The 24,692-nt window shown below is 65.9% G+C and carries 25 protein-coding genes and 1 pseudogene; 18 read left to right on the top strand and 8 right to left on the bottom strand.

The features are described from left to right. Window positions 1-305 precede the first annotated feature (305 nt). The 9 genes and pseudogenes from ACP7AG_RS05645 (at window position 306) to ACP7AG_RS05605 (ending at window position 9,283) form a co-directional block, all read left to right on the top strand. Window positions 306-2,779: pseudogene (locus ACP7AG_RS05645) on the top strand (TonB-dependent siderophore receptor). A gap of 67 nt (window positions 2,780-2,846) precedes the next feature. Next, window positions 2,847-4,145 (top strand): CynX/NimT family MFS transporter, encoded by a 1,299-nt coding sequence (locus ACP7AG_RS05640; RefSeq protein ID WP_426030110.1) that lies wholly within the window; start codon window positions 2,847-2,849, stop codon window positions 4,143-4,145. A gap of 10 nt (window positions 4,146-4,155) precedes the next feature. Further along, the gene (locus tag ACP7AG_RS05635) at window positions 4,156-5,220 is read left to right on the top strand and encodes an LLM class flavin-dependent oxidoreductase (RefSeq protein ID WP_426030109.1); all 1,065 of its coding nucleotides are present in this window, start codon (window positions 4,156-4,158) and stop codon (window positions 5,218-5,220) included. A 5-nt stretch (window positions 5,221-5,225) separates the two neighbouring features. Then, window positions 5,226-5,891 (top strand): cysteine hydrolase family protein, encoded by a 666-nt coding sequence (locus tag ACP7AG_RS05630; RefSeq protein ID WP_426030155.1) that lies wholly within the window; start codon window positions 5,226-5,228, stop codon window positions 5,889-5,891. 2 nt (window positions 5,892-5,893) lie between these two features. Further along, window positions 5,894-7,291 carry a peptidase M20 gene (locus tag ACP7AG_RS05625; protein WP_426030108.1) on the top strand — a complete coding sequence of 466 codons (1,398 nt, stop codon included), beginning with the start codon at window positions 5,894-5,896 and terminating at the stop codon, window positions 7,289-7,291. After that, window positions 7,291-7,803, top strand: coding sequence for a flavin reductase family protein (locus ACP7AG_RS05620; protein ID WP_426030107.1), 513 nt, complete (start codon window positions 7,291-7,293; stop codon window positions 7,801-7,803). The genes ACP7AG_RS05625 and ACP7AG_RS05620 overlap by 1 nt, the downstream gene beginning before the upstream one ends. 12 nt (window positions 7,804-7,815) lie before the next feature. Beyond that, window positions 7,816-8,628, top strand: coding sequence for a TauD/TfdA dioxygenase family protein (locus ACP7AG_RS05615; RefSeq protein WP_426030106.1), 813 nt, complete (start codon window positions 7,816-7,818; stop codon window positions 8,626-8,628). Between the two features lie 65 nt (window positions 8,629-8,693). Beyond that, entirely contained in the window at window positions 8,694-8,975 is a 282-nt protein-coding gene (locus ACP7AG_RS05610; protein WP_426011784.1) for a type II toxin-antitoxin system ParD family antitoxin, read from the top strand. 2 nt (window positions 8,976-8,977) lie between these two features. Then, a complete protein-coding gene (locus tag ACP7AG_RS05605) occupies window positions 8,978-9,283 on the top strand; it encodes a type II toxin-antitoxin system RelE/ParE family toxin (protein WP_426030105.1) in 306 nt (101 codons plus the stop codon). A 3-nt stretch (window positions 9,284-9,286) separates the two neighbouring features. Here ACP7AG_RS05605 and ACP7AG_RS05600 read toward each other — a convergent pair whose 3' ends face one another. The 3 genes from ACP7AG_RS05600 to ACP7AG_RS05590 all read right to left on the bottom strand — a co-directional run bounded on the left by ACP7AG_RS05600 (window position 9,287) and on the right by ACP7AG_RS05590 (window position 11,622). Then, entirely contained in the window at window positions 9,287-9,772 is a 486-nt protein-coding gene (locus ACP7AG_RS05600) for a VOC family protein (protein ID WP_426030104.1), read from the bottom strand. Between the two features lie 11 nt (window positions 9,773-9,783). Next, window positions 9,784-10,617, bottom strand: coding sequence for an oxidoreductase (locus ACP7AG_RS05595; protein ID WP_426030103.1), 834 nt, complete (start codon window positions 10,615-10,617; stop codon window positions 9,784-9,786). Window positions 10,618-10,764: 147 nt separating this feature from the next. Beyond that, the gene (locus ACP7AG_RS05590) at window positions 10,765-11,622 is read right to left on the bottom strand and encodes a TauD/TfdA dioxygenase family protein (RefSeq protein ID WP_426030154.1); all 858 of its coding nucleotides are present in this window, start codon (window positions 11,620-11,622) and stop codon (window positions 10,765-10,767) included. Between the two features lie 275 nt (window positions 11,623-11,897). Here ACP7AG_RS05590 and ACP7AG_RS05585 point away from each other — a divergent pair, with 275 nt between their 5' ends. Genes ACP7AG_RS05585 through ACP7AG_RS05570 form a run of 4 tightly spaced genes read left to right on the top strand, consistent with a single transcriptional unit; the run spans window position 11,898 to window position 15,958 of the window. Then, the gene (locus ACP7AG_RS05585; protein WP_426030102.1) at window positions 11,898-13,112 is read left to right on the top strand and encodes an aromatic ring-hydroxylating oxygenase subunit alpha; all 1,215 of its coding nucleotides are present in this window, start codon (window positions 11,898-11,900) and stop codon (window positions 13,110-13,112) included. Then, window positions 13,109-13,900, top strand: coding sequence for a 4,5-DOPA dioxygenase extradiol (ygiD, locus tag ACP7AG_RS05580; protein WP_426030101.1), 792 nt, complete (start codon window positions 13,109-13,111; stop codon window positions 13,898-13,900). The genes ACP7AG_RS05585 and ygiD overlap by 4 nt, the downstream gene beginning before the upstream one ends. A 16-nt stretch (window positions 13,901-13,916) precedes the next feature. Then, on the top strand, window positions 13,917-14,993 hold the full coding sequence (locus ACP7AG_RS05575; protein ID WP_426030100.1) for an acetamidase/formamidase family protein: 1,077 nt from the start codon (window positions 13,917-13,919) through the stop codon (window positions 14,991-14,993). Between the two features lie 8 nt (window positions 14,994-15,001). Then, complete coding sequence (locus tag ACP7AG_RS05570; protein WP_426030099.1) at window positions 15,002-15,958, top strand: helix-turn-helix domain-containing protein; 957 nt, start codon at window positions 15,002-15,004, stop codon at window positions 15,956-15,958. Window positions 15,959-15,979: 21 nt separating this feature from the next. Here the strand turns inward: ACP7AG_RS05570 and ACP7AG_RS05565 are convergent, their stop codons facing one another. From ACP7AG_RS05565 to ACP7AG_RS05550, 4 genes are read right to left on the bottom strand one after another with little or no spacing between them, the layout of a single operon-like run. Next, a complete protein-coding gene (locus ACP7AG_RS05565; RefSeq protein WP_426030098.1) occupies window positions 15,980-16,159 on the bottom strand; it encodes a hypothetical protein in 180 nt (59 codons plus the stop codon). Between the two features lie 58 nt (window positions 16,160-16,217). Then, complete coding sequence (locus tag ACP7AG_RS05560; RefSeq protein WP_426030097.1) at window positions 16,218-17,348, bottom strand: aldose epimerase family protein; 1,131 nt, start codon at window positions 17,346-17,348, stop codon at window positions 16,218-16,220. After that, window positions 17,338-17,541, bottom strand: coding sequence for a hypothetical protein (locus ACP7AG_RS05555; RefSeq protein WP_426011773.1), 204 nt, complete (start codon window positions 17,539-17,541; stop codon window positions 17,338-17,340). The genes ACP7AG_RS05560 and ACP7AG_RS05555 overlap by 11 nt, the downstream gene beginning before the upstream one ends. A 50-nt stretch (window positions 17,542-17,591) precedes the next feature. After that, a complete protein-coding gene (locus tag ACP7AG_RS05550; protein ID WP_426030095.1) occupies window positions 17,592-21,383 on the bottom strand; it encodes a LamG-like jellyroll fold domain-containing protein in 3,792 nt (1,263 codons plus the stop codon). A 282-nt stretch (window positions 21,384-21,665) separates the two neighbouring features. On the opposite strand from ACP7AG_RS05550, the gene ACP7AG_RS05545 reads away from it, so the two are divergent. The 3 genes from ACP7AG_RS05545 (at window position 21,666) to ACP7AG_RS05535 (ending at window position 23,440) form a co-directional block, all read left to right on the top strand. After that, entirely contained in the window at window positions 21,666-21,869 is a 204-nt protein-coding gene (locus tag ACP7AG_RS05545) for a hypothetical protein (RefSeq protein ID WP_426030094.1), read from the top strand. Between the two features lie 95 nt (window positions 21,870-21,964). Beyond that, window positions 21,965-22,249, top strand: a complete 285-nt coding sequence (locus tag ACP7AG_RS05540; RefSeq protein ID WP_426030093.1) for a hypothetical protein — start codon at window positions 21,965-21,967, stop codon at window positions 22,247-22,249. Between the two features lie 180 nt (window positions 22,250-22,429). Beyond that, window positions 22,430-23,440: a hydroxyacid dehydrogenase gene (locus tag ACP7AG_RS05535; protein WP_426030092.1), complete on the top strand. Its 1,011-nt coding sequence runs from the start codon at window positions 22,430-22,432 to the stop codon at window positions 23,438-23,440. Window positions 23,441-23,582: 142 nt separating this feature from the next. On the opposite strand, the gene ACP7AG_RS05530 is transcribed toward ACP7AG_RS05535, so the two are convergent. Further along, complete coding sequence (locus ACP7AG_RS05530) at window positions 23,583-23,861, bottom strand: HU family DNA-binding protein (RefSeq protein WP_426011768.1); 279 nt, start codon at window positions 23,859-23,861, stop codon at window positions 23,583-23,585. 136 nt (window positions 23,862-23,997) lie between these two features. On the opposite strand from ACP7AG_RS05530, the gene ACP7AG_RS05525 reads away from it, so the two are divergent. Further along, window positions 23,998-24,390 (top strand): TrbI/VirB10 family protein, encoded by a 393-nt coding sequence (locus ACP7AG_RS05525; RefSeq protein ID WP_426011845.1) that lies wholly within the window; start codon window positions 23,998-24,000, stop codon window positions 24,388-24,390. Continuing rightward, complete coding sequence (locus ACP7AG_RS05520) at window positions 24,387-24,611, top strand: DUF2274 domain-containing protein (protein ID WP_426011767.1); 225 nt, start codon at window positions 24,387-24,389, stop codon at window positions 24,609-24,611. Before ACP7AG_RS05525 ends, ACP7AG_RS05520 begins: the two co-directional genes overlap by 4 nt. Window positions 24,612-24,692: the final 81 nt, after the last annotated feature.

Here is a 24,692-nt window from a genome sequence, read left to right as displayed (position 1 = left end):
TGTGGCGCCACGCATCATTGTCGGCCGAACGTTCCGTGTGCGGCGACATCGCCCTCTTGCTAAAGCGGGTACGTCAGCGATCGCTTTTGGCGGCGCCTTGTGCGCGGAGGATCAAGTATCTTGACCTTCGCCGTGCGCAACACCCCATCGACTGGGCAAGAACCGAGCGACAAGGACATTTCCTTCAAAATGTCAGAGGACGATCCGGCCAGAACGGCGAGGAGGGGTGATGCTGGGTCTCAAGAGGCGTCGTCCTGGGGATATCACCGCGGGTGATGGGCGCGACCGCCTTGAACGAGGACGTCATGTCGAACCAACGGCTTTTGATGGCGGGATCTTCCGCCGCTGTGCTGCTCGCCCTCTCGACCGTGGCCGCGTCGAGCCATGCCTTCGCAGCGGACACCGCTCCGGCTGATCCCTCGACCTCGGTCGATGAGATCATCGTCAAGGCGCGAGACAAGGCCGGTCTGCTGGAAACCAGACCCAACAATACGGTCTTTGGTCTGGACAAGCCGTTGCTGGAGACCCCGCGCTCGGCCAGCTTCGTCAGCGACACCACGCTGCAGCGCTATGGCATCCAGACCATCGACGGCCTGACCAAGGTCTCGCCCGGCGCCTACACCGCCAGCTTCTACGGCGTGCCGGGCGCACTCAACATCCGCGGCACTCTGGCCGAGAACTATTTCCGCGGCTTCAAGCGCATCGAAAACCGCGGCACCTATTCGACACCGATCGGCGCGGCCGACCAGATCCAGATCGTCCGCGGTCCGCCCACCCCGATCTATGGCTCGGGCAAGGTGGGCGGCATGCTCAACTTCATCCCAAAGTCCGGGAAGAATGAGGGCGGCTATCTGAGCGAACCGACCGCCGAGGTCACGGCGACCTACGGCTCGTACAACAAGAAGAACGCCACCGCCCAGCTTGGCCTGCCGGTGAACTTCGGCCCGGTGACCGGCGGCGTCTATGCTTATGGCGAGGTCGAGGACAGCCACAGCTTCTACAAGGGCATCTATCCGCGCCGCCAGACCGGCGAAATCTCGGCCGACTTCGAGCTGGGTAACGGCTGGAGCACGGCCTTTGGCGGCATGAAGTACCATTCCGACGGCGACGTGCAGACCGCTGGCTGGAACCGCCTGACCAGAACCTGATCAACAATCAGACCTACACGACGGGCCGCGACACCACGCTGAAGGATAGCGACGGCAACGGCCGAATGACCCTGAACGAAATCAGCGGCAACAGCGCCAACCCCTACTATTACGACCCCACCTTCAACCCGCTCTACATCCCCTATTACAACTTCTATAACACCAACGCCGCGCATATCCTGGACACCGGCCTGGGCACGACCAAGCTGTCACCGCGCACGGTCTATATCAGCCCGGCCGACTTTTCGAAGACTGACACCAACACCCTATATTTCGACCTCGCCAAGGACTTATCGCCGACCAGCGCGATCAAGGCGCAGCTGTTCAATGACGACCAAGAGAACAAACGCTTCGTTTCCTATGGCTACCCTTCCTGGGTCGACAGCCAGGTCTGGGAAGCTCGCCTGACCTACAACTTCGCCAACGACTTCATGGACGGCCTGGTGAAGGCCAAGTCGTTCATCGGCGCCTCATACCGCGACTTCTCGGGCCGTCGGCGCGAGAGCTACAACAGCGGCGTGATCGCCCTCGATCGTCGCGACATCGCCCACGGCGCCACGGCCGCCGACATCATCGACAGCCCGTTCACCACCGAGACCGGCGCGGGCGTGCTGGGCTTGGCCTGGGAGAACGACAACAAGACCGACTGGACCCAGCAGGGCGTGTTCTTCACCACCGACATCCTGATCGGCGACAAGCTGAACCTGATGCTGGGTGGTCGCTATGACGACTACGACGTCACCTCGCACGACACTGGCGTGCTTAGCTACCAGGCGTCGGGCGAGCAGAAGGCCAGCAAGGGCAAGGGCACCTATACCGCCAGCGCCACCTACAAGCTGCCGGCCGGCCTGATGCCCTACATCACCTACGCCAAGGCCTCGGCCCTGGAGATGAGCCAGGCGGGCGACGTGGCCGCAAGCCTGGTGGCCGATCCCAGCGACGCCTGGCTGTCGGATAGCGACCTCGCCGAGGCCGGCGTGAAGTTCCAGTGGTTCCAGGGCACCTTGGTCGGGTCGCTGGCCGGCTATCGCCAGAACCGCACCCAACTGACCGGCATCAGCGGCACTCCGACCGGCACCCGCGCCAAGGGCGTCGAGCTGGAAGTCCGCTGGCTGGCCAGCGAGAACTTCAGCTTCACCTTCCCGGGCAACAGCCAGCACACCACGGTAAAGGGGCCGGACACCTCGTTCCAGTATATCCCGGCCTATACCGCCGGTGTCCCAGGGTCGCAGGCGTTCGGCGGCACCTATGTGGTCTGGAGCTTTGGCGGGCCGAGCGGTCTGCCCGGCAGGGGCGGGGACTATGACTACACCCTGATCCCGAAATCGGTGGTCAGCCTGCACGGCGCCTATACCAGCGACGACTACGACTGGGGCAAGGTCGGCGGCACGTTGGGCGTCACCCATGTGACCAAGACGGCCGGCACAGTGCAGAACGCCGTGACCTATCCGGCCTATTACGTCGCCAGCGCCTCGGCCTATTACGAATATGGTCCGTACACGGTGACAGGCAACATCGATAACCTGTTCGACAAGCTCTACTTCACGCCCGACGCCGACAGCTACGCCAACCTCGGCGCGCTGCCCAGCAAGGGCCGTGAGTGGCGCGTGACCCTGGCCCGCAAGTTCTAGTTCCCACTTTCCCCGCCGCCTCGATCGGGCGGCGGGGACTCGCTTAAGCATGGAGGCTCGCACGCCCATGTCGACGACGATCCCGTGGAGGTCCTGGCTGCTGCTCAGCGCGCTGAGCCTGCTGCTGTTCCTGATCACCGCCTCGACCTTTTCGTCGCTGGGGGTCGTGCTGCCGGCGATGATCAAGGAGCAGGGCTGGGGCTTTGGTCCCGCCTTCCTGGGCTTCACCTTCCTCGGCGCGTTCTGCGGGGCCTCGTCCAAGCTGCCGGCCATGCTGATCCGCAAGATCGGGGTGCGTGGCACCATCATCGCCGGCTCGGCGGTAATGGTGGCGGGATTTGCCTGCCTCGCCGCCTCACCGGGCCTGACCGTTTATCTTGTCGGCACGGCGCTGTTGGGCGTGGGCTACCAGATGATGGCCCTGATCCCCGGCACCCACGTGCTGTCGATGCTGTTCAAGAAGCGCGCCCTGCCATTCGGAATCTATTTCACCATCGGTTCGCTGGGCGGCGTCGTCGGTCCGTGGATGGCGGTGGAAGGCATGAACCTGGCCCATGGCGGCTGGCGTCCCTACTGGTGGGCCCGGGCCGTCGCTTCGGTGGTGGTCGGCGCCCTGTGCGCGGCCTTGGTCGGTGGCCAGGCCTGGCTCGAGGCCGCGGCGGTCGTCACCGACAAGGCCGTGGCCGAAGACATCCAGGCCGCCCCCGTCAACGCCAAGGTCTACCGCACCGCCACGGACTGGTCGGTGAAGGAGGCGATCGCCACACCGCAGTTCTACGTGATCCTGGCCGCCTATTTCGCCCACCTGCTGGGTGGGGTGACCGCCGTCAGCCTGGCGCCGACCCATTTCAGCGAACTGGGCGTGGTCTCGGCCGTGGCGGTGGCCGCCATCAGCCTGGAATCCCTGATGCAGGTGGTGGCCCGGATGGGCGGCGGCTTGCTGGGCGACCGGGTCGATCCGCGCTGGCTGCTGGCCGGCGCCCAAGGGATGATGGCCGTCGGCCTGCTGGCCCTGGCCCACGCCACCACCTGGCCGCTGATGATGCTGTTCGCCGTCGGGGTCGGGGTCGGGTTTGGCCTGACGGTGCTGGCGGTCAGCATCCTTCTGCTCAACTATTATGGTCGCAAGAACAACCTGGAGATCTTCTCTCTGGTCTGCCTGATCGGCGCGGTCTCCGCCCTGGGGCCGGTGGTCGGTGGCGTGATGCGCGACCGCCTGGGCAGCTTCGTCCCAACCTTCCAGGTGTGCGCGGCGATAATCGGCGTAATCTTCATCGCGGCGCTGTTCATGCGGCCACCGCGCAAGGCCATCGCCCAAGAGCTGGTCGCCGAACCGGTCCCCAGTATGCTTCAAGACGCCGCCTAAGGAGGAACCCATGTTCCACAGCCCATCCAAGCACAAGGACTTCGGGGTCTTCCTGCCGGTCGCCAATGGCGGCTGGATCATCTCCAAGACCACGCCGACCCTCGACGGCCTCTACCAGCAGAACAAGGCCGCAGCGGTGACCGCCGATCAGGTCGGCATGGACTTCGTGATGTCGATGGGCAAGTTCCGCGGCTTTGGCGGCGAGACCGACCATTGGGGCACGGCCCTGGAGTCCGTGACCATGATGGCAGGCATCGCCGAGGCCACCAAGAACGTCCGCATCTGGGCCACCATCCATCCGCTGCTGCAGAACCCGGCGGTCGCAGCCAAGATGATCGCGACCCTCGATCACATCAGCGGCGGCCGGGCGGGCCTCAACATCGTGGCGGGCGCCTACAAGGGCGAGTTCGACCAGATGGGCGCTTGGGACGATAGCCTGTCCCACGACGACCGCTACGCCCTGACCGAGGAATGGACCACGGTGGTCAAGCGCCTGTGGGCCGAGGACAGCGTCGATTTCGCCGGCAAATTCTTCACGATGAAGGACTGCCAGTCCAAGCCCAAGCCGCTGTCCAAGCCGCGCCCGGAGATCATCTGCGCCGGCATGTCCGATCGGGGCTTCCAGTTCTCGGTGCGCGAGGCCGACGCCTGCTTCATCGGCGGCCGCACGCCCGACGAGCGCCGCGACGCCTCGCTGCGCGCCAAGCGGGCGGCCGAAGAGATGGGCAAGACCATCAAGACCTACGCCATGTGCACCATCGTCCACGGCGAAACCGACGCCAAGGCGCAAGGCCTGGTCGACCACTACAAGGACGGCGCCGACTTGGGCGCGATCCTGGCCATGCTGGCCAGCTGGGGCGTGCCGGCCGAGAAGCTGGATTCGGTGGCCGCCCAGCAGGGCGCTTTCATGACCCAGACCGTGGTCGGCACGCCGGCCTCCTGCGCGGCACAGGTTGAGGAGTTCGTCACCTACTGCGAGCTCGACGGGCTGATGCTGATCTTCCCCGACTATGTCGAGGGCCTGACGATGTTCGGCGCCGACATCCTGCCGGGCCTGCGGTCGGTGTATTCGTGAACGTCGTGAGCGCCGTGACCGAGACGCCCAACGCGAAAGAAGGCGACGACCTGGCGGGCTGGATCGCCCCGGGCCGCACGGCGGTGCTGATCATCGACATGCAGGTGGACTTCGCCTCGCCCGAGGGCGGGCTGGGCGGCTTCATCGACATGAGCGTGGTAGAGCCCGCCTTGGCGGCCGCCGAGAAACTGGCGGCTGACGCCCGCGCGGCCGGCGTGCCGGTGGTGTTCATCGGCCTGCACACCACGCCGGAGACCGACTCCGCCGCCTGGAACGAGCGCATGCGCCGGCGCGGGGGCGATCCGAACATCGACGCGGCCCTTTGCCGGGCCGGCGAGGTGGGGTCGGAGTTCTACGGTCCCAAGCCGCTGCCGGGCGAATTGGTGGTGCCCAAGACCCGATACAGCGGCTTCGCCGGCACCGATCTCGACGTCCAACTGACCAAGCTTGGTGTCGATACGTTGGTGGTGGCTGGCCTGACCACCGAGTGCTGCATCGACAGCACCGTGCGCGACGCCTTCAGCCTCGACTACCACGTCTTCGTCGCCACCGACGCCTGCGCCGCCTACGAGGCGGACATCCATGAGGCGTCGTTGAAGGTGATGGAGCTCAACAGCGCGATCCTGACCGATACGGCGGCGATCGCGCTCGCCTGGAAAGGGGCTGCTTGAGCATGGCTGACGGATTTTCGCAGATGGGCGCCAGCGCGCCCTACCAAGTCACCGAAGCCGACCGCGTCGCGATCGCCGCCGCGATCAGCCAGGACGAGATCGTCGAGTTGGCCCTGACCCTGGGCAACATTCCCGCGCCGTCGGGCAAGGAGCTGGAGGTCGCCAACTACGTCTACGACTGGATGGCGCGCGAGGGCTTTTCGCCGCGCAAGGTCTGGGCCACGCCGGAGCGGCCCAACATCATCGGCACGTATGGCGGCAAGGGTCCCAATACCGTGGGGGGCAAGAACCTGCTGTTTACCGCCCACCTCGACACAGAGGCGCCGACCTGGAACCCCGATCTGGACGCCTACAAGTACAGCCCCGAGACCCTGGCCAATCCCGAATGGGAAAAGTGCTGGCTGGAGGACGGCAAGCTCTATGGATACCCGATCGCCAATGACCGCGGCCCGATGAGCTGCTTCATGATCGCCGCCAAGGCGCTGAAGACCGCCGGCTACGAGCTGGCCGGCAAACTTTACCTTACGGCCTGTCCCGGCGAGATCGGCCCCGAGCCGATCGAGGAGCACCGCGGTATCGCCTATATGGGCAAGGACATCGGGGCCCACTACCTGTTCCACCACGGGGGCGTCGCCCCCGACTACGCCATCGCCGCCGAGGGCTGCGACTTTGGCCTGACCTGGGTGGGTTGCGGCTATGCCGTCTTCCGGTTCCAGGTCTGGGGCGACGGCGTCTTCACCCCGCTGCTCGACCATCCAGAGGCCTCGGCCCAGCATCCCAACCCGATCTACAAGATCGGCAAGCTGACCGACGCCATCCACGCCTGGAGCGGCGAATGGGAGAGGGCGAGCCAGTATGTCAGTCCCGGCGGCGTGGCCAATCCCAAGTCGCAGATCGCGGCGATCCGCGGCGGCATCCCGTTCGCCTTCGGGGCCGGCACCGAGCTGGTGAACCTCTATCTGGAGGTGGGTTTGAACCCGAAGCAGCGCGTGGCCGACATCCAGCATTCGCTGGAGGCCATGGTCCGCGACAACGGCCTGGGCCGCATCGACATCGAGCCGGTGGTCGTGCGCCACGGATTCGAGGCCGACGCCCGCGAGGTGGCGCCCCTGGTCGCCGCCGTGGACGACGCCACCAAGCTCAGCCTCGGCCATCCTGTCGCCCTGGCCAATCCGGTCTATTCGAGCATGTGGCGCGATCACAACGTCTTCAACATGCACCGCATTCCGGCCATCACCACGGGCTTTCGCCGCTGGCGGCCGACGCCGCAGGATCTGGTCGACAGCGCTTTGGTCTATGCCCTGACCGCTCTGGCGGTGTGCGGCCGGGCCAGCCCCGCTGAGGGCGCGAAGCGTCCGGCCTCGGCGGTCTATCCCGACAACCCGTTCGGAAACGACTGATGGGCGTCTTGAGGAAAAAGGGCGCCTTGCCAGAGATCCCGCCGCCGGAACTCGCCGATTTCCGCAAGGCGATGGGCAGTTTCGCGGCCGGGGTGACGGTGGTCACCACCTGCCAGGACGAGCGGCTGGTCGGCACCACGGTCAGCGCCTTCAGCGCCCTGTCGCTGAACCCGCCCCTGGTGCTGGTCTGTCTGAAGCGCGACAGCCGCACCCTGGCGGCGGTCAGCGCGACGGAGGTGTTCTGCGTCAACATCCTAGCCGCCGACCAGGGGCCTTTGGCCTACGCCTTCGCCAAGTTCGGCTGCGACGACCGCTTTGCCCTGACCGCTGTCGAGGCAGGGGTCTGCGGCGCGCCGGTGCTGGCCGGCTGCGCGGCGGTCATCGAATGCGATCTGCACGCCGCCCATGATGGCGGTGATCACGTAATCCTCGTCGGCCGCGTCCTGCGCGTCATGGCCGACGAAACCAAGGCCCCGCTCGTCTATGTGCGCGGCGGCTTTCTGAACGCTTAGGGAGCCCGGCTCATGACCTACGACGTCCTCGACGTGAAGCCGATGACCCGCCGGATCGGCGCGGAAATCTTCGGCGTCGACCTCAGCCAACCCCTGTCGAACCGCCAGTTCGAGGAGGTGCACCAGGCCTTGACCCAGTATCAGGTGATCTTCTTTCGTGACCAGGAGATGGACCACGACGCCCACAAGGCGTTCGGCCGCAAGTTCGGAAACCTTGCCATCCATTCGGGCGTGCCGGGCCTGCCCGACCACCCCGAGATCGTCGCCATCCACGCTGACGCTGATTCCAAATTCGTGGCTGGCGAGAGCTGGCATTCCGACCTGACCTGCGACCCCGAACCACCGTTAGGCAGCATCTTGCATATCAAGGTCCTGCCCGACGAAGGCGGCGACACCTGTTTCGCCAGCATGTACGCGGCCTATGAGACCCTGTCGGACAAGATGAAGGCCTATCTGGAAGGGCTGTCGGCCGAGCACGACGCCAATCCGGTCTACAAGGCGATCTTCCCGGACATCGACCGCAAATATAATTGCTCGGTGCACCCGATCGTGCGCACCCACCCGGTGAGCGGTCGCAAGAGCCTGTTCGTCAATCCATCCTACACGACCAAGATCATAGGCCTGCCCAAGGCCGAGAGCACCGCGATCCTGGCCTATCTGTACCAGCACGCCGGCAACCCCGACTTCCAGGTGCGCTTCCGTTGGAAGAAGAACTCGGTGGCCTTCTGGGACAATCGCTGCACTTGGCACCAGGCGATCTGGGACTATTTTCCGGATACGCGCACGGGGTACCGGGTGACGGTGGCGGGCGACAAGCCGTTCTGAAAGATCGCGATGACGCGTAGGCCTGCCTGTGGTACGACTGGGTCGTACCAAAATGGGAGCGCCAGATGGCCGCTGTCGAAAAGCTCAGCATCGCTCTGACGCCCGAGCTGACAGCCGATATTCGGCAGGCGGTCTCCACCGGCGAATATGCCTCGACCAGCGAAGTGATCCGCGACGCCCTGCGCGCCTGGAAACAGGTTCGCCAGAGCCGTGCGGCGGCTGTCGAGGGTCTGCGCCGCCTTTGGGTGGAAGGTGTTGACGGTAACGAGGATGCGGCGCTCCACGCTGAGGACATCAAGCAACGCGGCCGCGCGCGCTTGGCGACGCTGGAAGTTCGCAAGGCCTAGCCATGGGGCGGGTCACGCAGACACATCGGGCCAAGATCGATCTCGACGACATCTGGTTGCAGATTGCTCTGGACAGTCCGGCGGCCGCCGACCTGCTGATCGATAGGATCGTCGATCGATGCAACGCCCTGGGCGACCATCCTCGTCTAGGTCCCGCGCGCCCGGAGATCGCTCCGGACGCCCGCATGCTCGTGATTGGCGGCTATCTCGCCCTCTACCGCCTTCGAGGCGACGGCGCCCTGATCGTTCGGGTCGTTCACGGCGCGCAGGAAATCGAGGGCTTGTTCGAAACCGATTTGGAGCCGTGACCCTTATTCCCGCGTGAAGCTTTCCGGGATGACCGGGCTGGGACCCGCCTTGCCCCACAGCAGGATCTCGTTGCCCCAAGGGTCGCGGAAGGCGTGGTTGTAGCCGTTGAACTCCGACCAGTAGTGGTCGCGCCACAGCTCGGTCGCGCCCAGCTTGACGGCGGTGTCGAGGATGCGCTCGGGCGTGTCGTCGTCGCCGATCAGCACCCAGATGCGCGGCTTGCGGCCGTCGGTCGCCAGGTGGCGCGGCGCGACGCCTGCGGGCTCGGGATGGGGCCGGGCGTTGGCGGATTTGAAGATTCCCAGGTGCAGGTTGCCGATCTCGCTGTCGGTCCCATCGGGCTTCTTGAAGAAGCCGCCGGGCACCATGCGGTGGTATTCGCCCTGGGGCCGGGCGTCGTTCTCCCAGCCGAACACCTCGGCGTAGAACTTGCCAGCGGCGTCGGGGTCTTCGGAGGCAAGGTCGACGAAGATCAGGGTATTGGTCATGGTCGGTTCCGTCAGGCGGGGGCGTCGTCAAAGCCGATCGACAGGGTAAGGTTTTTCCAGGCGTCGATATCGGCCTGCAGGTCGGCGGCGGCGTAGCCGGCATAGGTCAGCGCATCCCCGCCCAGCAGCAAGTGCAGGGGCGGGGCGTCGGCGTCGGCGATGGCCAGGACGGCCTGGGCCGCCTTGGCCGGGTCGCTCGGTTCGTGGCCGGCATGGTCGGCCATGATCCGCTCGGCGTCGCGGGCCAGGCCGTCATAGTCGGCGAGCTTGATCGCGACGATCGCCTTGGAGCCCGTCGAGAAGCGAGTGCGCAGGCCGCCCGGGGCGACGTTGGTGACCTTGATCCCCAACTCGGAAACCTCGGCGGCCAGGGTCTGGGTCAGGCCCTCCAGCGCCCACTTGCTGGCGCAATAGACGCCAGTGCCGGCCCAGACCGCCAGCCCTGACACAGAGGTGATGTTGATAATCCGCCCTGCGCGACGGGCCCGCATGGCCGGTAGCACGGCCTTCAGCATCGCCAAGGGCCCGATGAGGTTGGTTTCAAACTGGGCGCGAACCTCGTCCAGCGAGGCCTCTTCCACCGCCCCGACCAGGCCGTAGCCGGCGTTGTTGACCAGGATGTCGATCTGGCCCGTGAGCGCCGCTACTTGGGCGACGCCGGCCTTCACGGCGGCCTCGTCGGTGACGTCGAGCACCAGGGCGTGGCCGCCCAGCAGCTCGAAAGCGTCGGCGTCCCTGGCCTTGCGCACCGTGCCGACCACGGTGTCGCCGCGCGCCAGGGCCGCCAGGGCGATCTCGCGCCCGAGGCCTCCGGAGACGCCGGTGATCAACCAGGTTTTGGTCATGTGTCGTTCCAATCAAGCATCACTCGCATCCGTCTTCCCGGCGAAGGCCGGGACTCAGATTCACCCAGAGCGGCTCGTGGGTTTCATCTGGGCCCCGGCCTTCGCCGGGGAAGCGGATTTTAGTTGGATCCGAAAGTGATCTGGAGCCTAGACTGGCTTGTCGCCCTTCACCCACAGGCGGTGCATGGTCCGGAAGTACTGGGTGTCGTCATAGAGCGTGCCGGTATGCAGGGTGCAGCGGTTGTCCCACATCAATAGGTCGCCAGCCCGCCACTTGTGGCGGTAGACAAAGTCGTCGCCGGTCATGAACTCCACCAACTCGTCGATAAGGGCCAGGCCCTCGGGACCGGGTTTGCCGATCACCTCGGTGACGGTTCCGGTCGACGGCCACAGCGCCTTGCGGCCGTCGGCGGGGTGGGTGCGGATCAGCGGGTGCTCGACGTCGGGATTGGCCGCCTCAAGCTCCGGCGACAAGGTCTGCTGCTGGCCAAACTGCCGGGTGGCCATGAAGTGCTTGTAGCTGTGGTGCAGGCTCAGCGGCAGCAGCACGGCCTGCTTCTCCGCCGACAGCGCGTTCCAGGCCGCGCAGCCATCGGCTAGCAGGGTGTCGGAACCTTCGTCGGGCACTTCCACCGCGTAAAGCATTGTCAGCATCACCGGCTCGGGCTTGTAGCTGTAGTCGGTGTGCCAGCCGACGCCGTCATTGTGGGCGCCGATCGGCTGGCCGTCGACGAGCCGGTTGCTGAGGATGAAGATCTTCGGATAGCCGGGCAGGGTGAACCGGGTCTGGGTGTGGTCTTCGGCCTCGCCAAACCGGCCGATGAATCGCATCAGATCGTCTGGCGTCATCGTCTGATCGCGCAGCACGATGGCGCCGTGGCGGTGGAAGGCGCCGACCACCGCGTCGATCTTCTCGTCCGTGGCCGTGGGTAAGTCGACGCCGAGGATCTGGGCCCCAAACCCCGGCTTCAGTTCCGAAAAGACGAGGTCGTCGGCGAGCGTCATGTCCACGGGGCGATCCTTAGAGCGGGTGTCGTGATCAGACACTAGGCGTCGTCCTAGGGCGCGTCTTGCCTGAGCGCGCCCGATCCCTTTCCGTGCGCGCTCAGGCAATTTCTCTTCGCTGAAAGCTGCGCGTGTTTTGCTCGTTTCCGCTCCGGAAGACGGCGAACCCGCCCGCGCGTCAGGCGACGGCCAAGTTATCGTGCGCGCTGGTGCAAGACCCTGGGGCGCGCCGGGCCTAGCCTTCGTAACAATCTCTCGAAGGGAGCGCTTGCATCATGGGCACCAGTCCGCCCGCCTCCACACACCTGGACGACGGCTTTTTCAACGGCCTGTCGCGTTCGATGCTCGACGTTGGTTCGGCCGAGACCCTGCCGCCGGCCTGCTATACCGACGCCGCCTTCTATGAGTTCGAAAAGGACGCGTTGTTCAATCACGAATGGCTGTGCGTGGGCCGGGTCGACTGGGTCAAGGCGCAGGGCGACTACTTCACGACCACGATTATCGGCGAGCCGATCATCGTGACCCGCAACCGCTCCGATGAGATCAGGGCGATGTCGGCCGTGTGCCAGCACCGCGCCATGCTGGTGGCCGAGGGCCGGGGCAACACCCGCGGTTTCGTCTGCCCCTATCATCACTGGGTCTATTCGCTGAACGGCGAGCTGGTGAACGCCCCGGCTATGGAGCGCACCTGCGATTTCGATAAGGGGTCGGTGCAGTTGCCGACCTTCAAGGTCGAGATCTGGCTGGGCTTCATCTTCATTAATTTCGACGCTGAAGCGCCGGCGCTGGCCCCGCGCCTGACCGCCGTCGAGACAGCCATCGCCAATTTTGATCTCGCCAACGCCGAGGGCCTGACCCCGCCGATGACCGGCCAGTTCGCCTGGAACTGGAAGGTGATGTTCGAGAACAACAACGACGGGTACCACGCCAACAAGCTGCATCGCGGCCCGCTGCACGACTTCATTCCCAGCGAGCTGTGCAGCTTTCCGGAAGCGGGTGAGGGCGACGCCGGCTTCCTGCGTTACAACGGCACCACCCATGCCGACGCCAGCTTCAACCCGACCCAGAAGGCGGTGCTGCCGGTCTTCCCCAAGCTGACCGACGAGGACCGCAACCGCGCTACCTTCGCCAACGTTCCGCCCACCCTGTCGCTGGTGATGACCAGCGACATGGTCATCTACCTGATCCTGCGGCCTACCGGTCCAGAGACCATGGAGCAAGATACCGGCATCCTGGTGGCCCCCGGCGCCATGGAAAGCCCCGGCTTCGAAGAGCGGCTGGAGATGATCATGACCTCTGCGGGGAAGATCATCGCCCAGGACATGCATGTCGACTCCCTCGTCCAGCAGGGCCTGCGCTCGCGGTTCGCGGTGCGGGGCCGCTACAGCTGGCAGGAGGGCGCCCAGGTGCAGTTCAATCGCTGGCTGACGCCCCGCTACCAGAAGGCCTGGGCTGTGATGCAAGCCGCCCAGCCGGAGGTGGCCGCATGAGCCGGATGCCTGTCGCCTTCTTCGGTCACGGCAGCCCGATGATCGCGCTTGAGACCAACGACACTACTCAGGCCTGGAAGGCCATGGGCGAGGCGTTCGGCAAGCCCAAGGCTGTCCTCTGCATCTCAGCCCATTGGCTGACCCAAGGTGTCGGCGTCACGGCCATGACCGCCCCGCGCACCATCCACGATTTCGGAGCGTCCTTCCCTAAGGCCTTGTTTGACGTGCAGTATCCAGCTCCGGGTTCGCCCGCGCTGGCGGCGCGGGTGGCGCAGCTTCTGGCCCCGCAGCCGGTGGTGCTGGATCAGCAGGCCTGGGGCCTGGACCACGGCACATGGTCGGTGCTGAGCAAGGTCTATCCGGACGCCGACGTGCCCGTGGTGCAGCTCAGCATGGCCGCCAGCAAGCCGCCGGAATGGCATTTCGAGCTGGCCAAGCGCCTCGCCCCGCTGCGCGACGAGGGCGTGCTGATCATCGGCACGGGCAATATCGTTCACAACCTGCCGGCCATGAACTGGGGCGACCGCCACTGCGCGCCCTATGACTGGTCGCGGCGGTTCAACGACTACATCAAGCAGTCCGTCGCCGACGACGCGCCCGAGCGGGCGGTGAACTACGACTCCCAGGGGCAGGACGCGGCCAAGTCCGTGCCCAGCCCCGACCACTACTGGCCGCTGCTCTACGTGCTGGGCGCGCGCTTGCCGGGCGACACCGCCACCTTCGCCCCCGACCACATCGAGTATGGCTCGCTGAGCATGACCTCGGTCACGCTGGCGCCCGCCGCCTAAGACCGGAGATATCCCGATGCCCTTCATCTGCGAACCCGGTGAGTCCCGCCCCGATGTCTTGCCCGGGGCGCTGCACACGCTGCTCGCCACGCCTTCGAGCGTACATTGGGGCTATTTCGATCCGTCGATCGCGCCGTCCCTGCGCATCAGGAGCGGTGACCTGGTCAGCGCCGAGGCGATCACTCACCACGCCGGCGACGCGCCCCATCTGATGATGGACGAAGCGGTCACGCGGATCTTCACCGAGATCCCCGAGGTCGATCGCAATCCCGGCGTCCACATCATGACCGGCCCGATCCATGTCGAGGACGCCAAGCCCGGTGATGTGCTGGAGGTGCGCTACCTCCGCATGGTCCCGCGCAACAATTACGGCTCAAACCTCGCCGCCAACTGGGGCTACCTCTACAAGGAATTCGGCGAGAAGGAGCGGGTGACGATCTATGAGCTCGATCAAAACGCCAACACCGCCAGCGCCCTCTATGCATACGACTTTCCGGGCACGTACCTGATCCCCGGCACGATCACCAGCTGCCCGGAATGCGACCGCCAGCCGGCCCTAAACGGGGTGCGCGTGGCGGCTCGGCCGCACCTGGGCACCGCCGGGGTGGCGCCGGCCGTCGACGGCCGGGTGAGCACCATCCCGCCCGGCGCCCACGGCGGCAATATCGACAACTGGCGGATCGGGGCGGGGGCGACGATGTATTACCCGGTCCAGGTCGAGGGCGGGCTGTTCTCGATCGGCGACCCCCATGTTTCGCAGGGCGACGGCGAGATTTCTGGCACGGCGATCGAGAGCTCGCTGAACGTGCTGATGCAGATCGTGCTGCGCAAGGATTTCGAATCCCCCGGACCGCTTCTGGAGACCCCAAAGTGGTGGATCGTCCATGGTTTCCACGAAGATCTTAATGTGGCCATGCGTGACGCTTCGTTGAATATGCTGACCTTGCTCAGCGACCATGTGGGCCTGTCCAGAAACGACGCCTATTCGCTGATGAGCGTAGCGTCCGACTTCGGCGTCACCCAGGTGGTCGACGGCAAGCAAGGCTGCCACGTGCGCATCCCGCGCGACATCTTTCCCAAGAAGACGGGCTAGGACGCGCCATGAAGGCCTGGTCGTTCAGCACCGATAGCCACCCCCGCGCCGAACGGGCCGAGGCCTGGCGAGAGGCGATGAGCCGCCTGGGCCTGCCGATCGAGAGCCTGTCGGACGCCGAGCCGGCCAGCGCTTCGGTGATCTGCCAGACCTCGCCCCTGGGCCTGGAGTTCACCCTGGTCGAGGCCGGGGCCCAGGCGATCTCGGGCCGGCGCACTGGCCAGCCTGCGGCCGTCTGGCTGGCGGTGCTGCTGAGCGGCGAAGCGACCCTGGTCACCGACGATCTGGCCGAGAACATGGTCCCTGGCGACATCGCCTATGGCCCCACTGGCCAGGCTGCGGCGTTGCGGCTGGCGACCCGCTGCCGGTTGATGTTCGTCCGTGCGCCGCGCGTGGCGCTGGATCACCGGCTGATCGCTCCAGTCAGCCTGCGGGTCGGCCGGCTGCAGGGCGCGACCGGCGTGGCTCACATCCTGTCGGGTTTGCTGCGCGCGACGGCCGACGGCCTCGAAGACCTGACCATCGATCAGCTTCGGCCGGTCGAATTGGCTCTGACCGAATTTCTGGCCATCTGCCTGGTCGAAGGCGGCGCCGAGGCCGACGTCTTTGGGGACGGCGTGGGATCCGGCGCGCCGACCGCTCACCTGCAGCGCTTGTGCCAGACCATAGAGACCCTGTTGCCCGATCCGGACCTGTCGCTTCGCCGCGTGGCCGACGAGGAGGGGGTCTCGCCCCGCTATGTCCAGAAGCTGTTCGCCAGCGCCGACGAGACCTTCAGCCACTATCTGCGCACGCGGCGGCTCGAGCGCTGCCGCACCGACCTGGCCAGCCCGCAGCACGCCCGGCTGTCGATCTCGGAAATCTGCTTCCGCTGGGGCTTCAACGGCTCGGCCCATTTCAGTCGGGCCTTTCGGGATCAGTACGGCCAGTCGCCCCGCGAGTTCCGGCAGAGCGCGGCGGCTTGAGGCCGTCGCACGCCTGACCGTCTAGGTCTCGGGCTGTCCCTCGCCCTGCACGCCCGCGTCCTTTGTGACCCTTTCGGCCAAGGCCGTGGCTCCGGCGTCATCGGCGGCGATGTCGCCTTGATCGTCGAGGTTCGGGTTCGGCTGATCGCTCAGCGCCTTGTTCAAGCTGGCGAGCGTGTCCGGGGTGTTCGGGTCGGCCATGACGATCTCCTTGTAAGCATGAGTAGCGTCGGCGGACGCCGGGGGTTGCACTGCGAGCCTATTTCATGACCCCGAACCGGAACTCGGCGCTTTCCATGAACACCCGGCCCGGTCGCAGCACGGTGGTGGGGAAGTTGGCGTGGTTCGGGCTATCGGCGAAATGCTGGGTTTCCAGCGCCAGGCCCGCGCCCTTGCCCAGGGGACGGCCGTCGGGGGTCTCCAGCGAACCGTTAAAGCTGTTGGCGCTGAACAACTGAACGCCGGGCTGGGTAGTGCGCAGATTCAGGGTGCGGCCGCTGGCGGGATCGGTCATGTGCACGGCGGGGACCAGCCTGCCCCGCCCGCCGCCGTCGATGACGAAGTTGTTGTCTAGGCCATTGGCGAACTTGATCTGCGGATCGTCGAACGCCACCCGCGCGCCCAGCTTGCCGGGCTGGCGCAAATCCATCCCCGTCCCCGCCACCGGCGCGACCGTGCCCACCGCCAGCTTTCGGGCGTCGATGGGCGTGAAGGCCTTGGCGAACACCTGGATGGTCTGGTCGTAGATCGTGCCTCCGCCCGCCAAGTTGAAATACACATGGTGGCTAAGGTTCAACACCGTCGGCTTGTCGGTGGTCGCCCGGTAGTCGATGCGCAGAGCGTTCTTGCTGGTGACGGTGTAGGTCACCGCCACCTTGAGCGTTCCCGGATAGCCGCCTTCGCCGTCGGTGGCGACATAGGTCAGGGTGACCCCCGCGTGGCCATGATGCTGAAACGGGGCGCCCGTCCACACCTGTTTGGCCATGCTGGTCGGGCCGCCGTGCGAGGAAACGCCGTCAGGGCCGCTTGGCAAGTCGTGACGCACGCCATCGAGCGTGAAGCCGCCGCCGGAAATGCGGTTGGCGTAGCGGCCCAGCAACGAGCTGAAGAAGGGTTTGGCTTCGTAGGCCTTCAGGTCGGCCAGCTCCAGCACCACGTTCTTGACCACGCCCTGGCGGTCCGGTGTGTTGATCTGAGTAATGATCCCGCCATAGGACAGCACCTTGACGCTCATGTCGTGGTCGTTCCTCAGGGTGAAGATCTCCACCGCGAGGCCGGCGGCGGTGACACCGTAAGGCGCGCGGCTGACTTCGGCGGCCAGACCGTTGGACGCCGTCAAGCCGACAGCCAGCGCGCCGGCCAGGACGGCGGCGAACGCCTTAGGCGGCATGAGCCATCAGCCTTTCATAGCGTTGCAGGATGCGCTCGAGCGTGGAACGCTTGACGGGCTTGCCGTCGCGCAGCTTGGTCCAGGTGGTTTCGGATATGGCGTAGCAGTCGAACAGGTGCTCGCGCGTGACGGCGGGCAGCCTGGCGCGCAGACGCGCGACGAGATCGCGGGGAACGGTGAGGGTTTCGGCCATGGGCAAGCAACGTCTCCGAAGCGGTGAGGCTCCGGGTCTCCGATTTTTGATCAAGGGGCGATGACAGTGTTGTTGAGCTGGGTGATTTCCGGCGCGCCGGCCGGGGTGAGAATGCGCACCCGATAGCCCGCCTTCCAGCCGGCCGTCGACGCCAGGATGATCTGGGCGGTCTTGGGCTTGAGGTCGAGGGGCGCGGAGAGGGCGGGGGCGGTGGCGCGCGCCAGTTCGTGGCCGGTCGCATCCTCCAGCACCACGACGCTGGCCTGCGCGGGCTTGGCGCCCAGGCTGTGGACCGTGACGGTGAGCCGGCCCTTGCCGGCCTTGACGTCGTCCTGGCCGACACCGAGGTCGGGCCGGTCGAAGACCGGCGCGGCGGGGGTTACCAAGGCAAGGTCGAACGTCGTGGTTTGGCCAGGGGCAAAAACCACATCGAGCCCAATGGTGCGCTCAAAGGCGACGGAAGAGGCCGGCTCGGCCGCCGCGCCATCGACCGCCCGGGCCAAGGTCCACTGGCCAGCGGTGACATCCCAACCGGTCATCACCGCATGGATCGGCTTCCCGGTCAGGTTATAGCCGGTAATCTTGAACCCCTTGGGGCCGCCGGTGACCAGGATGCCGACATCTTCGGCCGCTGTCGGCGTGTCGAACCGCCAGCCAACGATATGGCCTGGCGCCATCTGGTTGCGCCGCAGGGCCATGCCGCCGAGGCGCGAGCGCTGCAGCGTGTCGCTAAACAGCTCCACCCGGTCGCTCCACCAGTGGGCGTCTGTCATCATCCACATCCGCTGCTCGGCGGTGGTGATCTCGTCCGTATAGACGCGCTCAAGATAGGAGGTGTCGCCTGTCGAACGCCAAGCCTGGTACAACAGGAACGGATCGTCGCTTCCCTTCTCGATCTGGCCCTTGATCATCGGCGTGGCCTGGGCGCGCAAGCCCAGCATGTCGATGACGTCGCTGTTGAGCTCGTCCAAGCCCCGGCCTGCCTGGCGAGCGATCTCGCCCTTCAGGGGCAGCAAGTACTTGTCATCGCCAGTCCATCGCCAGGCGGCCCAGAACATCTGCATGGGCGCGACATTGCCGCGGCTCTTGCCGGCCAGTTCGCCGCGAGAGGCGCCGGTGGCGGCCTGGATTTCCTCGGGATAGCGCCAGGTCCCGTCAGGATCCTGCTTGCCGTGCGCCAGGTGACCGTCGGCCAGGTCGACGACTAGCTTGCGCATCGTCGGGTCGCCGTTGAAGTCGGCGAGCGCGATCGCCGGGTGGAGGATAAGGTAGGAATAGGGATGCGACCAACCCCATGGGCCGTCGGTCGAGACGTCGGTCGCCGAGAAGAACCGGCTGATGATGTGGGTATGACCATCGGCGCCGGCCTTGGCGATGGTCGGATAGGCCCGGGCGGTCTCCATCAGGCGTTCGACGACCTTGGGGTCGCCGTACGATGTGTACATCGCCTCGGCCTTCAAATTGATGGCCTCCTCGTAGGAGTGCAGCTCGTCGGTCTTGATCTTCGACAAGCCCAGCGGAAGCATGTCGTTCCGGTAGGCCGCGTCGAGAAGAGCGTTGAGCGAGGCGGTGGTCTTGTCGGGGATGTCGCCCATCAGGGCCAGCGGCGGCCATTGCTGGGTCAGGTCATCGTCGTCGGAGATGCCGCCGCCGAAGTCGCCAAAGGCGTCCTGGCGCTTGTCGATCCACCACTCGATGAAGTGGCGAATGCGCTTCAGATCCTCGACCTGCAGGAAGGCCCATTTGGGGATTCCGGCCGGCGCGACCGGCAGTGTGACCGGAACGCCGGGTTGCTCGGGATTGAGCTCGGCCCACATCTCGCGGCCGTGCTTGTTGGTGGGATCGACCTTCAGCAGGTCCGACAGCTCCAGGTCCAGCCGCGCGTAGCGGGCCAGGCGCTTGGAGACGTCGTGCTCCTCGACCAGGAAGGCCAGGTTGTCGCGCGCCTGGGCCAGGCGGTCGGCGACGTGTTCGGCCTTGCTGTCGGCCGCAGGCTTGAACTTCAGGCGCACCGCCATGGCGTCCAGGGCCCTGGCGTCGAAATCGGGCGCGGCGCTGGCGATCGACAGATAGAGGCTGGCGCCCGCCGGTAGCATGCGGTCGCGGGTATCAAGAAAGATCGTGCGTGCCTCGCCCGGCTTGACCGAGACATTGATGTCGATCAGGTCGCGGCCCGGCCACAGGGGGTCCTTGACCTTGATGTTCAGGGGGATCAGTCCGCCTGCACTGGCCGCGACCTTGAGGGCCGGGATGTCCAGCGCCACGCCGTCCAGGCCCATGTCCAGGCCCTGCCAACCGTATTGAAACTTGCCGACCGCGCCGCCAGGGCGGCCCAGGCGGAAGTCGGCGGGAATCAGGACGTGGAGGATGGGGCTGGTCAGAGTTGACGCCGATGCGGCGGCCTCCGGCTTGACCGGGGCCGAGGCGGGCAGGGCGGCCAGGATGGTTCTTTCGCCAGCCGGGTAGCGGCCCTTCACGAAAGCGGTGAGATCATCCAGGCTCGGATAGACGGCCGGGTCGGCCTGCGGGCGCACCACATAGCTCAGGGTGAAACCGCCCGGCTCGGCCCCGGCGGCGACATTGTAGGCCGCCAACTCCTGGATCGGGGTCTCCTGGACGGTATTGTCGAACCGCAGCTTGCCGCCGGTCAAGGCCGCGAAGCTGTTGAAGGTCCGCAAGGGGCCTTGGGCGCGCTTGGCCAGCAGCGTCTCGGCGCCCGCGCCATTGATAGCGGTCAGTGAGCCATAGGCCGCCCCCTGGACCTCCAGCCGGTTCCAGGGCTCCTGAGGCAGGGTGAAGGTGATCGCCTTGCCGCCCTCGACATAGGTGTTCCAGTCGGGGAGCTCGAAATAGTCGTGGCGGCCCGGAAGCTTGGATCGATTATAGACCCCTGGCCAGGTGGTTTCGGCGATGCCGTCCGAGCCCTGGGACATGCGTTGCTTCAGGTCGAACTGGTCGGTGAACTCGACCTTGCGGATGCGGGTCGCGGGATCGGCCAAATAGGGCGCCAGGGCGCCAGGGCGGTCCCAGCCATAGCGGTAAAGCCAGGTCTTGGCGTCAGCCACGGCCGGCGCGGCCGCCGACGCCGGATCCCTGCCCGCCGCCAGCCCGGCGACATCGGCGCCGCCCAAGGCATGGTCATAGACCCGGATGTCGTCGACATCGCCGCCGCGGATGAACTGGTAAGCGCTCTGCACCTGGTGAGGCGAGATCACCCGGCTATGGGGTCCGAACTGATCGAGCCCCGCATCCAGCGCCGCAGCCTGGGCCTTTGAGGCCACGCTCTTGCCGTCGATATAGAGGGCGATTTCCTTGGCTTCGTCCCAGCTGAAGGTCACCAGGATCCACTGGTCGGGCCGGGGGGGAACCGCCATCGTACTGACCCGTACCCTGGAGAGGTTGTCGTCGGTGACGAAGGCGTCGAAGCCCTTGCCGTTCCAGTCGATGCGCAGCCAGGTCATGTCCCAGCTGGTGTGATCGGCATAGCCGACCCGAAACAGCGGAAAGGGCGTTGTGCCCACCGGATCGCGGGCGCGCCACCAGAAGCTCAGGGTCCCGCGCTGGGCGTAGATATTGCCCGGCGCCATCCAGCTGAGCGTTTGATCACCCGCCGCCTCGATATAGGCCCCGCGCACCGGATCGGCCTTGATCTTGACCTTGTCAGCGAAGTTGGGGGTCGCGACACCGCCGGCGAGATCGGCGGTGAGGCCCTTATCGCCCGACAAATGAAACAGCAGACCGCCAGGCCCGGCTTCCGCCGCATGGACCGACCCCGCGCTGGCGATCAAGGCCGCAGACAGCAGCAGCGAGGCCTTGAGGGTGATCTTGGTTTTCCGGGACACGACGCCCTCCCTGAATTCCGCTCATTTTCGAGTCTTCTAGGAAACCGGTGTCATCCAAACGTGGATGGATATCAAGACGTCGTTTTGCGCGAGCGGCGCTTGGCTGCGGTTGTGGCCCGGTCGCGCAAAGAACGCCAACGGAGTCGGCGCCCTTTGCTTCGAGATTAATTGCCCGGGACGCGAAGGTCCCGCAGCCGTGTTCGCACTAGAATTGCCAGCCGAAGCCCGACGCACCGAGCGCGGCGTCTGGTAGGACCGGACCTTGCCGTAGGTGGCGCTGGGATGACCGCCGGCCGTCTCACCGAACTCGTCGTAGCCGGCGCCACCCTGAAGGTTGAAGACGTTGAAGATATCGGCTCGCAACACGAGCCCGCTGCTGTCCTCGTTGCCCACCAGGGGCACGAGCGGCACGAGCGGCACGAACCGGGACGGCACGGTGTTTCGGACCGAAAGGTCGAAGCGGGTGATCCGATCGCGGTGAAATGAAGTCCCTCGATTAACAACTTGGCCGCCACAGAATCGCGAGTTGGCTCCGTCGCCGTTGGCGTCTTGCCAGTCCCCTGACATCTGCGAACGACGCTTTGCGCGGCCGCCGTCAGCGGCCACAATGGGCCAATGACATCCCCGCCCGTCCTACGCCAACCCCGACGATCCTGATCGCCACGGTGGGTATCTGGCTGTTGGCCTATGCCGCCATGACCCTGAGTTGGATCAGCGTCCAGGCGTCGCACTTCTGGGACGGGTCCGTGCGCCGGCCGATCATCTGCTGCATAGGGGCGCTGATGTGTCAGGCGATGGGGCCAGCGCTGGATCGCTCGGCGTCCTGGCCCATCGTTCGACTCCTGGGCCTGGCGGCGGGGAATTGATTGCGCGCTGATCTTCGGCGTGGCGGACTACACCGTTTACGTCGCCATTCTGCCTCGCTGGCCAGACTCCACCAACCGGCTCGAGCCGTTCCTCCTGACCTAGGTGGCGGTCCGGAATGGCGTCAGGCTCCCGCCCGTGCTCTCGTCACTCCGCGTCAGTAGGCGCGGGAGCGCTGATTGATGGACGTGCTGATCTCCGAGGCCCAGGACTGGGAACGCGACGCGGCCCAGCGGCTGGCGCCCGCCCATTCCGTCCGCTGCATGTCGGGGCCGTTGGACGTCGCGGGGCTGGATGATGTGGCGAAGGTCGAGGTCCTTTCGACCTTCATTGATTCCAAGCTCACCGCCGAGGCGCTTCGACCGTTTTGCCAGCTGAAGTTGATCGCCACCCGCTCCACCGGTTACGACCATATTGACCTGGACTACTGCCGTGCGGCTGGGATCGTTGTCTGCAACGTTCCCGACTATGGCGACCCCACTGTGGCCGAGCATACCTTCGGCCTGTTGCTGGCCTTGGCCCGCAAGGTGGCGGAAGCGGTAGCGCGAACCCGGCGTGGTGACTTCAGCCAGACGGGACTGCGCGGTTTCGACCTGGCCGGCAAGACTCTCGGGGTGGTCGGGACCGGCCGGATCGGCCGACGGGTGATCCAGATCGCCAAGGGGTTCTGCATGACCGTAATCGCCTTCGACGCCTATCCGGATCCCGGCCTGGAGGCGACGCTGGGGATGCGCTACGTGGCGCTGCCCGAACTCCTCGCCACCTGCGATGTCCTCACTCTCCACATTCCGGGCGGCGAGGGCACGCGCGACCTGATTGGGGCGGAGGCGCTGGCGCGGATGAAGCCGAGCGCGGTGCTGGTCAACACCGCGCGCGGCGGTGTGGTCAATGTCGAGGCTCTGATCCACGCCCTGACCGAGGGACGGCTGGCCGGGGCGGCGCTGGACGTGCTGAGCGAAGAGCCCTGGCTGCGTGACGAGGCCAATATCTTCCGGGCCGGCTCAGGCCTTGGGGCGGACGGGATGCGGACCTTGGTGGCCAATCACGCCCTTCTGAAATTTTCCAATGTCATCGTGACGCCGCACATCGCTTATGACACCGACGAGGCGGTGCGGCGGATCATGGAAATCACACTGGGCAATATCGAAGCGTTCGCGGCGGGCGAGCCCCGAAACGTCGTCGGAACGCCTTAAGCATTCAGGAGGCTACTGTCAGACGTGGGGGCGTACCCCTTCATCGGACGCGGGCGCGCGGTCCGGTATTGTCTCTGGCGGACGGCGGGCCAGGATGAGCGGTCGGGCGCCCTGGGCAGGAGACCGACCGCTCGCCGTGGAATTAGGCGTTGACGGCGTCTTTCAGCTGCTTGGCCGGCGTGAACGCGACCTTCTTGCTGGCGGCGATTTCGATCGCCGCGCCCGTCGAGGGGTTGCGGCCGGTGCGGGCCGGCTTGGCCTGCACCTTGAATTTTCCAAAGCCCGGGATTGAAACTTCTTCGCCCTTCACGGCCGCATCGGTTAGCGACTTAAAGACGCCGTCGATGATGGCCTTGGCTTGGGCCTTGGTCAGCTTGTCGTCGGCGGCCACGGTGGCGTCGATCAGATCCGAAACGTTCATAAGTCAGCTCATCTGCTGGGAATCAAAAGAGAGCCAAGCCTGCCGGGGGAAACGCGCTTTGTCACCCCATGATAGCGGTGACGGTTAATAGGGCTGATTATGGTGCTCCTTCGGCTCGCACAACCCATGAAAACTCATATCTGCCAATAGGTTAGTTTTTACTATGGTCAAGCTGGACCTGTCGCGGGCACGACTGCGGCAGGCCCAGGGGGCGCTGCCGGCGGCCGATGTGCTGGGCATGACCGGACTGCAGGACGGCGTCGATCGCAATGGCCGGGAGGTTCTGGCGGCGGCGGCCTTGAGCACCTTGCTCGCGGTCGGAGCCGAGGCGGGCGCGTCGGACGAGTCCGATCTGGCGCGAGCGGTGCGCCGGGGCGCCTCGGACGCGGCGGGCGATGTCGGCCGCCAGATGGCCGGCTCCAGTCTGGCTCGCGCCCCGACCCTGACCATTCGGCCCGGCGCGCCGCTGCGCGTGCTGTTGACCCGGGATCTTGTGCTTGAGCCCTATGACGAAGGACGCCGCCCATGACCAAGTTGAAGTTGGGACCGATCGAGGACGACACCCCGGTCAAGGTCACCTTGGACCTGCCGGCCGTCTTGCACCGGGACCTGGTGGCCTATGGCCAGGCCCTGGGCGCGGAGACCGGCGGCAAGGCCGTCGAGCCAGCCAAGCTGATCGGGCCGATGCTGTCGCGGTTCATTGAGACGGACCGGGGGTTTGTTCGTGGAAGGCGGGTCGGAAAGCCATGATCGGCAGGGGGATGTGACGGAATCTGGTTGGGCGACCGATCAATCCGGCGTTTTCGGCGACGTTACGCATGCCTCTATCGA

The organism is Caulobacter sp. DWP3-1-3b2 (assembly GCF_049896325.1).
Lineage (GTDB): Bacteria > Pseudomonadota > Alphaproteobacteria > Caulobacterales > Caulobacteraceae > Caulobacter.
This window is presented reverse-complemented; position numbering and strand designations above follow the sequence as displayed.

Bases quoted from the DNA above. Each gene is read 5' to 3' on its own strand.
- ACP7AG_RS05605 (WP_426030105.1), top strand. From the start codon at position 8,978: ATGGGGCGGGTCACGCAGACACATCGGGCCAAGATCGATCTCGACGAC.
- ACP7AG_RS05560 (WP_426030097.1), bottom strand. From the start codon at position 17,348: ATGCCGCCTAAGGCGTTCGCCGCCGTCCTGGCCGGCGCGCTGGCTGTC.
- ACP7AG_RS05585 (WP_426030102.1), top strand. From the start codon at position 11,898: ATGGGCACCAGTCCGCCCGCCTCCACACACCTGGACGACGGCTTTTTC.
- ACP7AG_RS05555 (WP_426011773.1), bottom strand. From the start codon at position 17,541: ATGGCCGAAACCCTCACCGTTCCCCGCGATCTCGTCGCGCGTCTGCGC.
- ACP7AG_RS05590 (WP_426030154.1), bottom strand. From the start codon at position 11,622: ATGACGCTCGCCGACGACCTCGTCTTTTCGGAACTGAAGCCGGGGTTT.
- ACP7AG_RS05615 (WP_426030106.1), top strand. From the start codon at position 7,816: ATGACCTACGACGTCCTCGACGTGAAGCCGATGACCCGCCGGATCGGC.
- ACP7AG_RS05600 (WP_426030104.1), bottom strand. From the start codon at position 9,772: ATGACCAATACCCTGATCTTCGTCGACCTTGCCTCCGAAGACCCCGAC.
- ACP7AG_RS05595 (WP_426030103.1), bottom strand. From the start codon at position 10,617: ATGACCAAAACCTGGTTGATCACCGGCGTCTCCGGAGGCCTCGGGCGC.
- ACP7AG_RS05535 (WP_426030092.1), top strand. From the start codon at position 22,430: ATGGACGTGCTGATCTCCGAGGCCCAGGACTGGGAACGCGACGCGGCC.
- ACP7AG_RS05625 (WP_426030108.1), top strand. From the start codon at position 5,894: ATGGCTGACGGATTTTCGCAGATGGGCGCCAGCGCGCCCTACCAAGTC.
- ACP7AG_RS05565 (WP_426030098.1), bottom strand. From the start codon at position 16,159: ATGGCCGACCCGAACACCCCGGACACGCTCGCCAGCTTGAACAAGGCG.
- ACP7AG_RS05635 (WP_426030109.1), top strand. From the start codon at position 4,156: ATGTTCCACAGCCCATCCAAGCACAAGGACTTCGGGGTCTTCCTGCCG.
- ACP7AG_RS05610 (WP_426011784.1), top strand. From the start codon at position 8,694: ATGGCCGCTGTCGAAAAGCTCAGCATCGCTCTGACGCCCGAGCTGACA.
- ACP7AG_RS05640 (WP_426030110.1), top strand. From the start codon at position 2,847: ATGTCGACGACGATCCCGTGGAGGTCCTGGCTGCTGCTCAGCGCGCTG.
- ygiD (WP_426030101.1), top strand. From the start codon at position 13,109: ATGAGCCGGATGCCTGTCGCCTTCTTCGGTCACGGCAGCCCGATGATC.
- ACP7AG_RS05530 (WP_426011768.1), bottom strand. From the start codon at position 23,861: ATGAACGTTTCGGATCTGATCGACGCCACCGTGGCCGCCGACGACAAG.
- ACP7AG_RS05520 (WP_426011767.1), top strand. From the start codon at position 24,387: ATGACCAAGTTGAAGTTGGGACCGATCGAGGACGACACCCCGGTCAAG.
- ACP7AG_RS05620 (WP_426030107.1), top strand. From the start codon at position 7,291: ATGGGCGTCTTGAGGAAAAAGGGCGCCTTGCCAGAGATCCCGCCGCCG.
- ACP7AG_RS05545 (WP_426030094.1), top strand. From the start codon at position 21,666: ATGACCGCCGGCCGTCTCACCGAACTCGTCGTAGCCGGCGCCACCCTG.
- ACP7AG_RS05570 (WP_426030099.1), top strand. From the start codon at position 15,002: ATGAAGGCCTGGTCGTTCAGCACCGATAGCCACCCCCGCGCCGAACGG.
- ACP7AG_RS05575 (WP_426030100.1), top strand. From the start codon at position 13,917: ATGCCCTTCATCTGCGAACCCGGTGAGTCCCGCCCCGATGTCTTGCCC.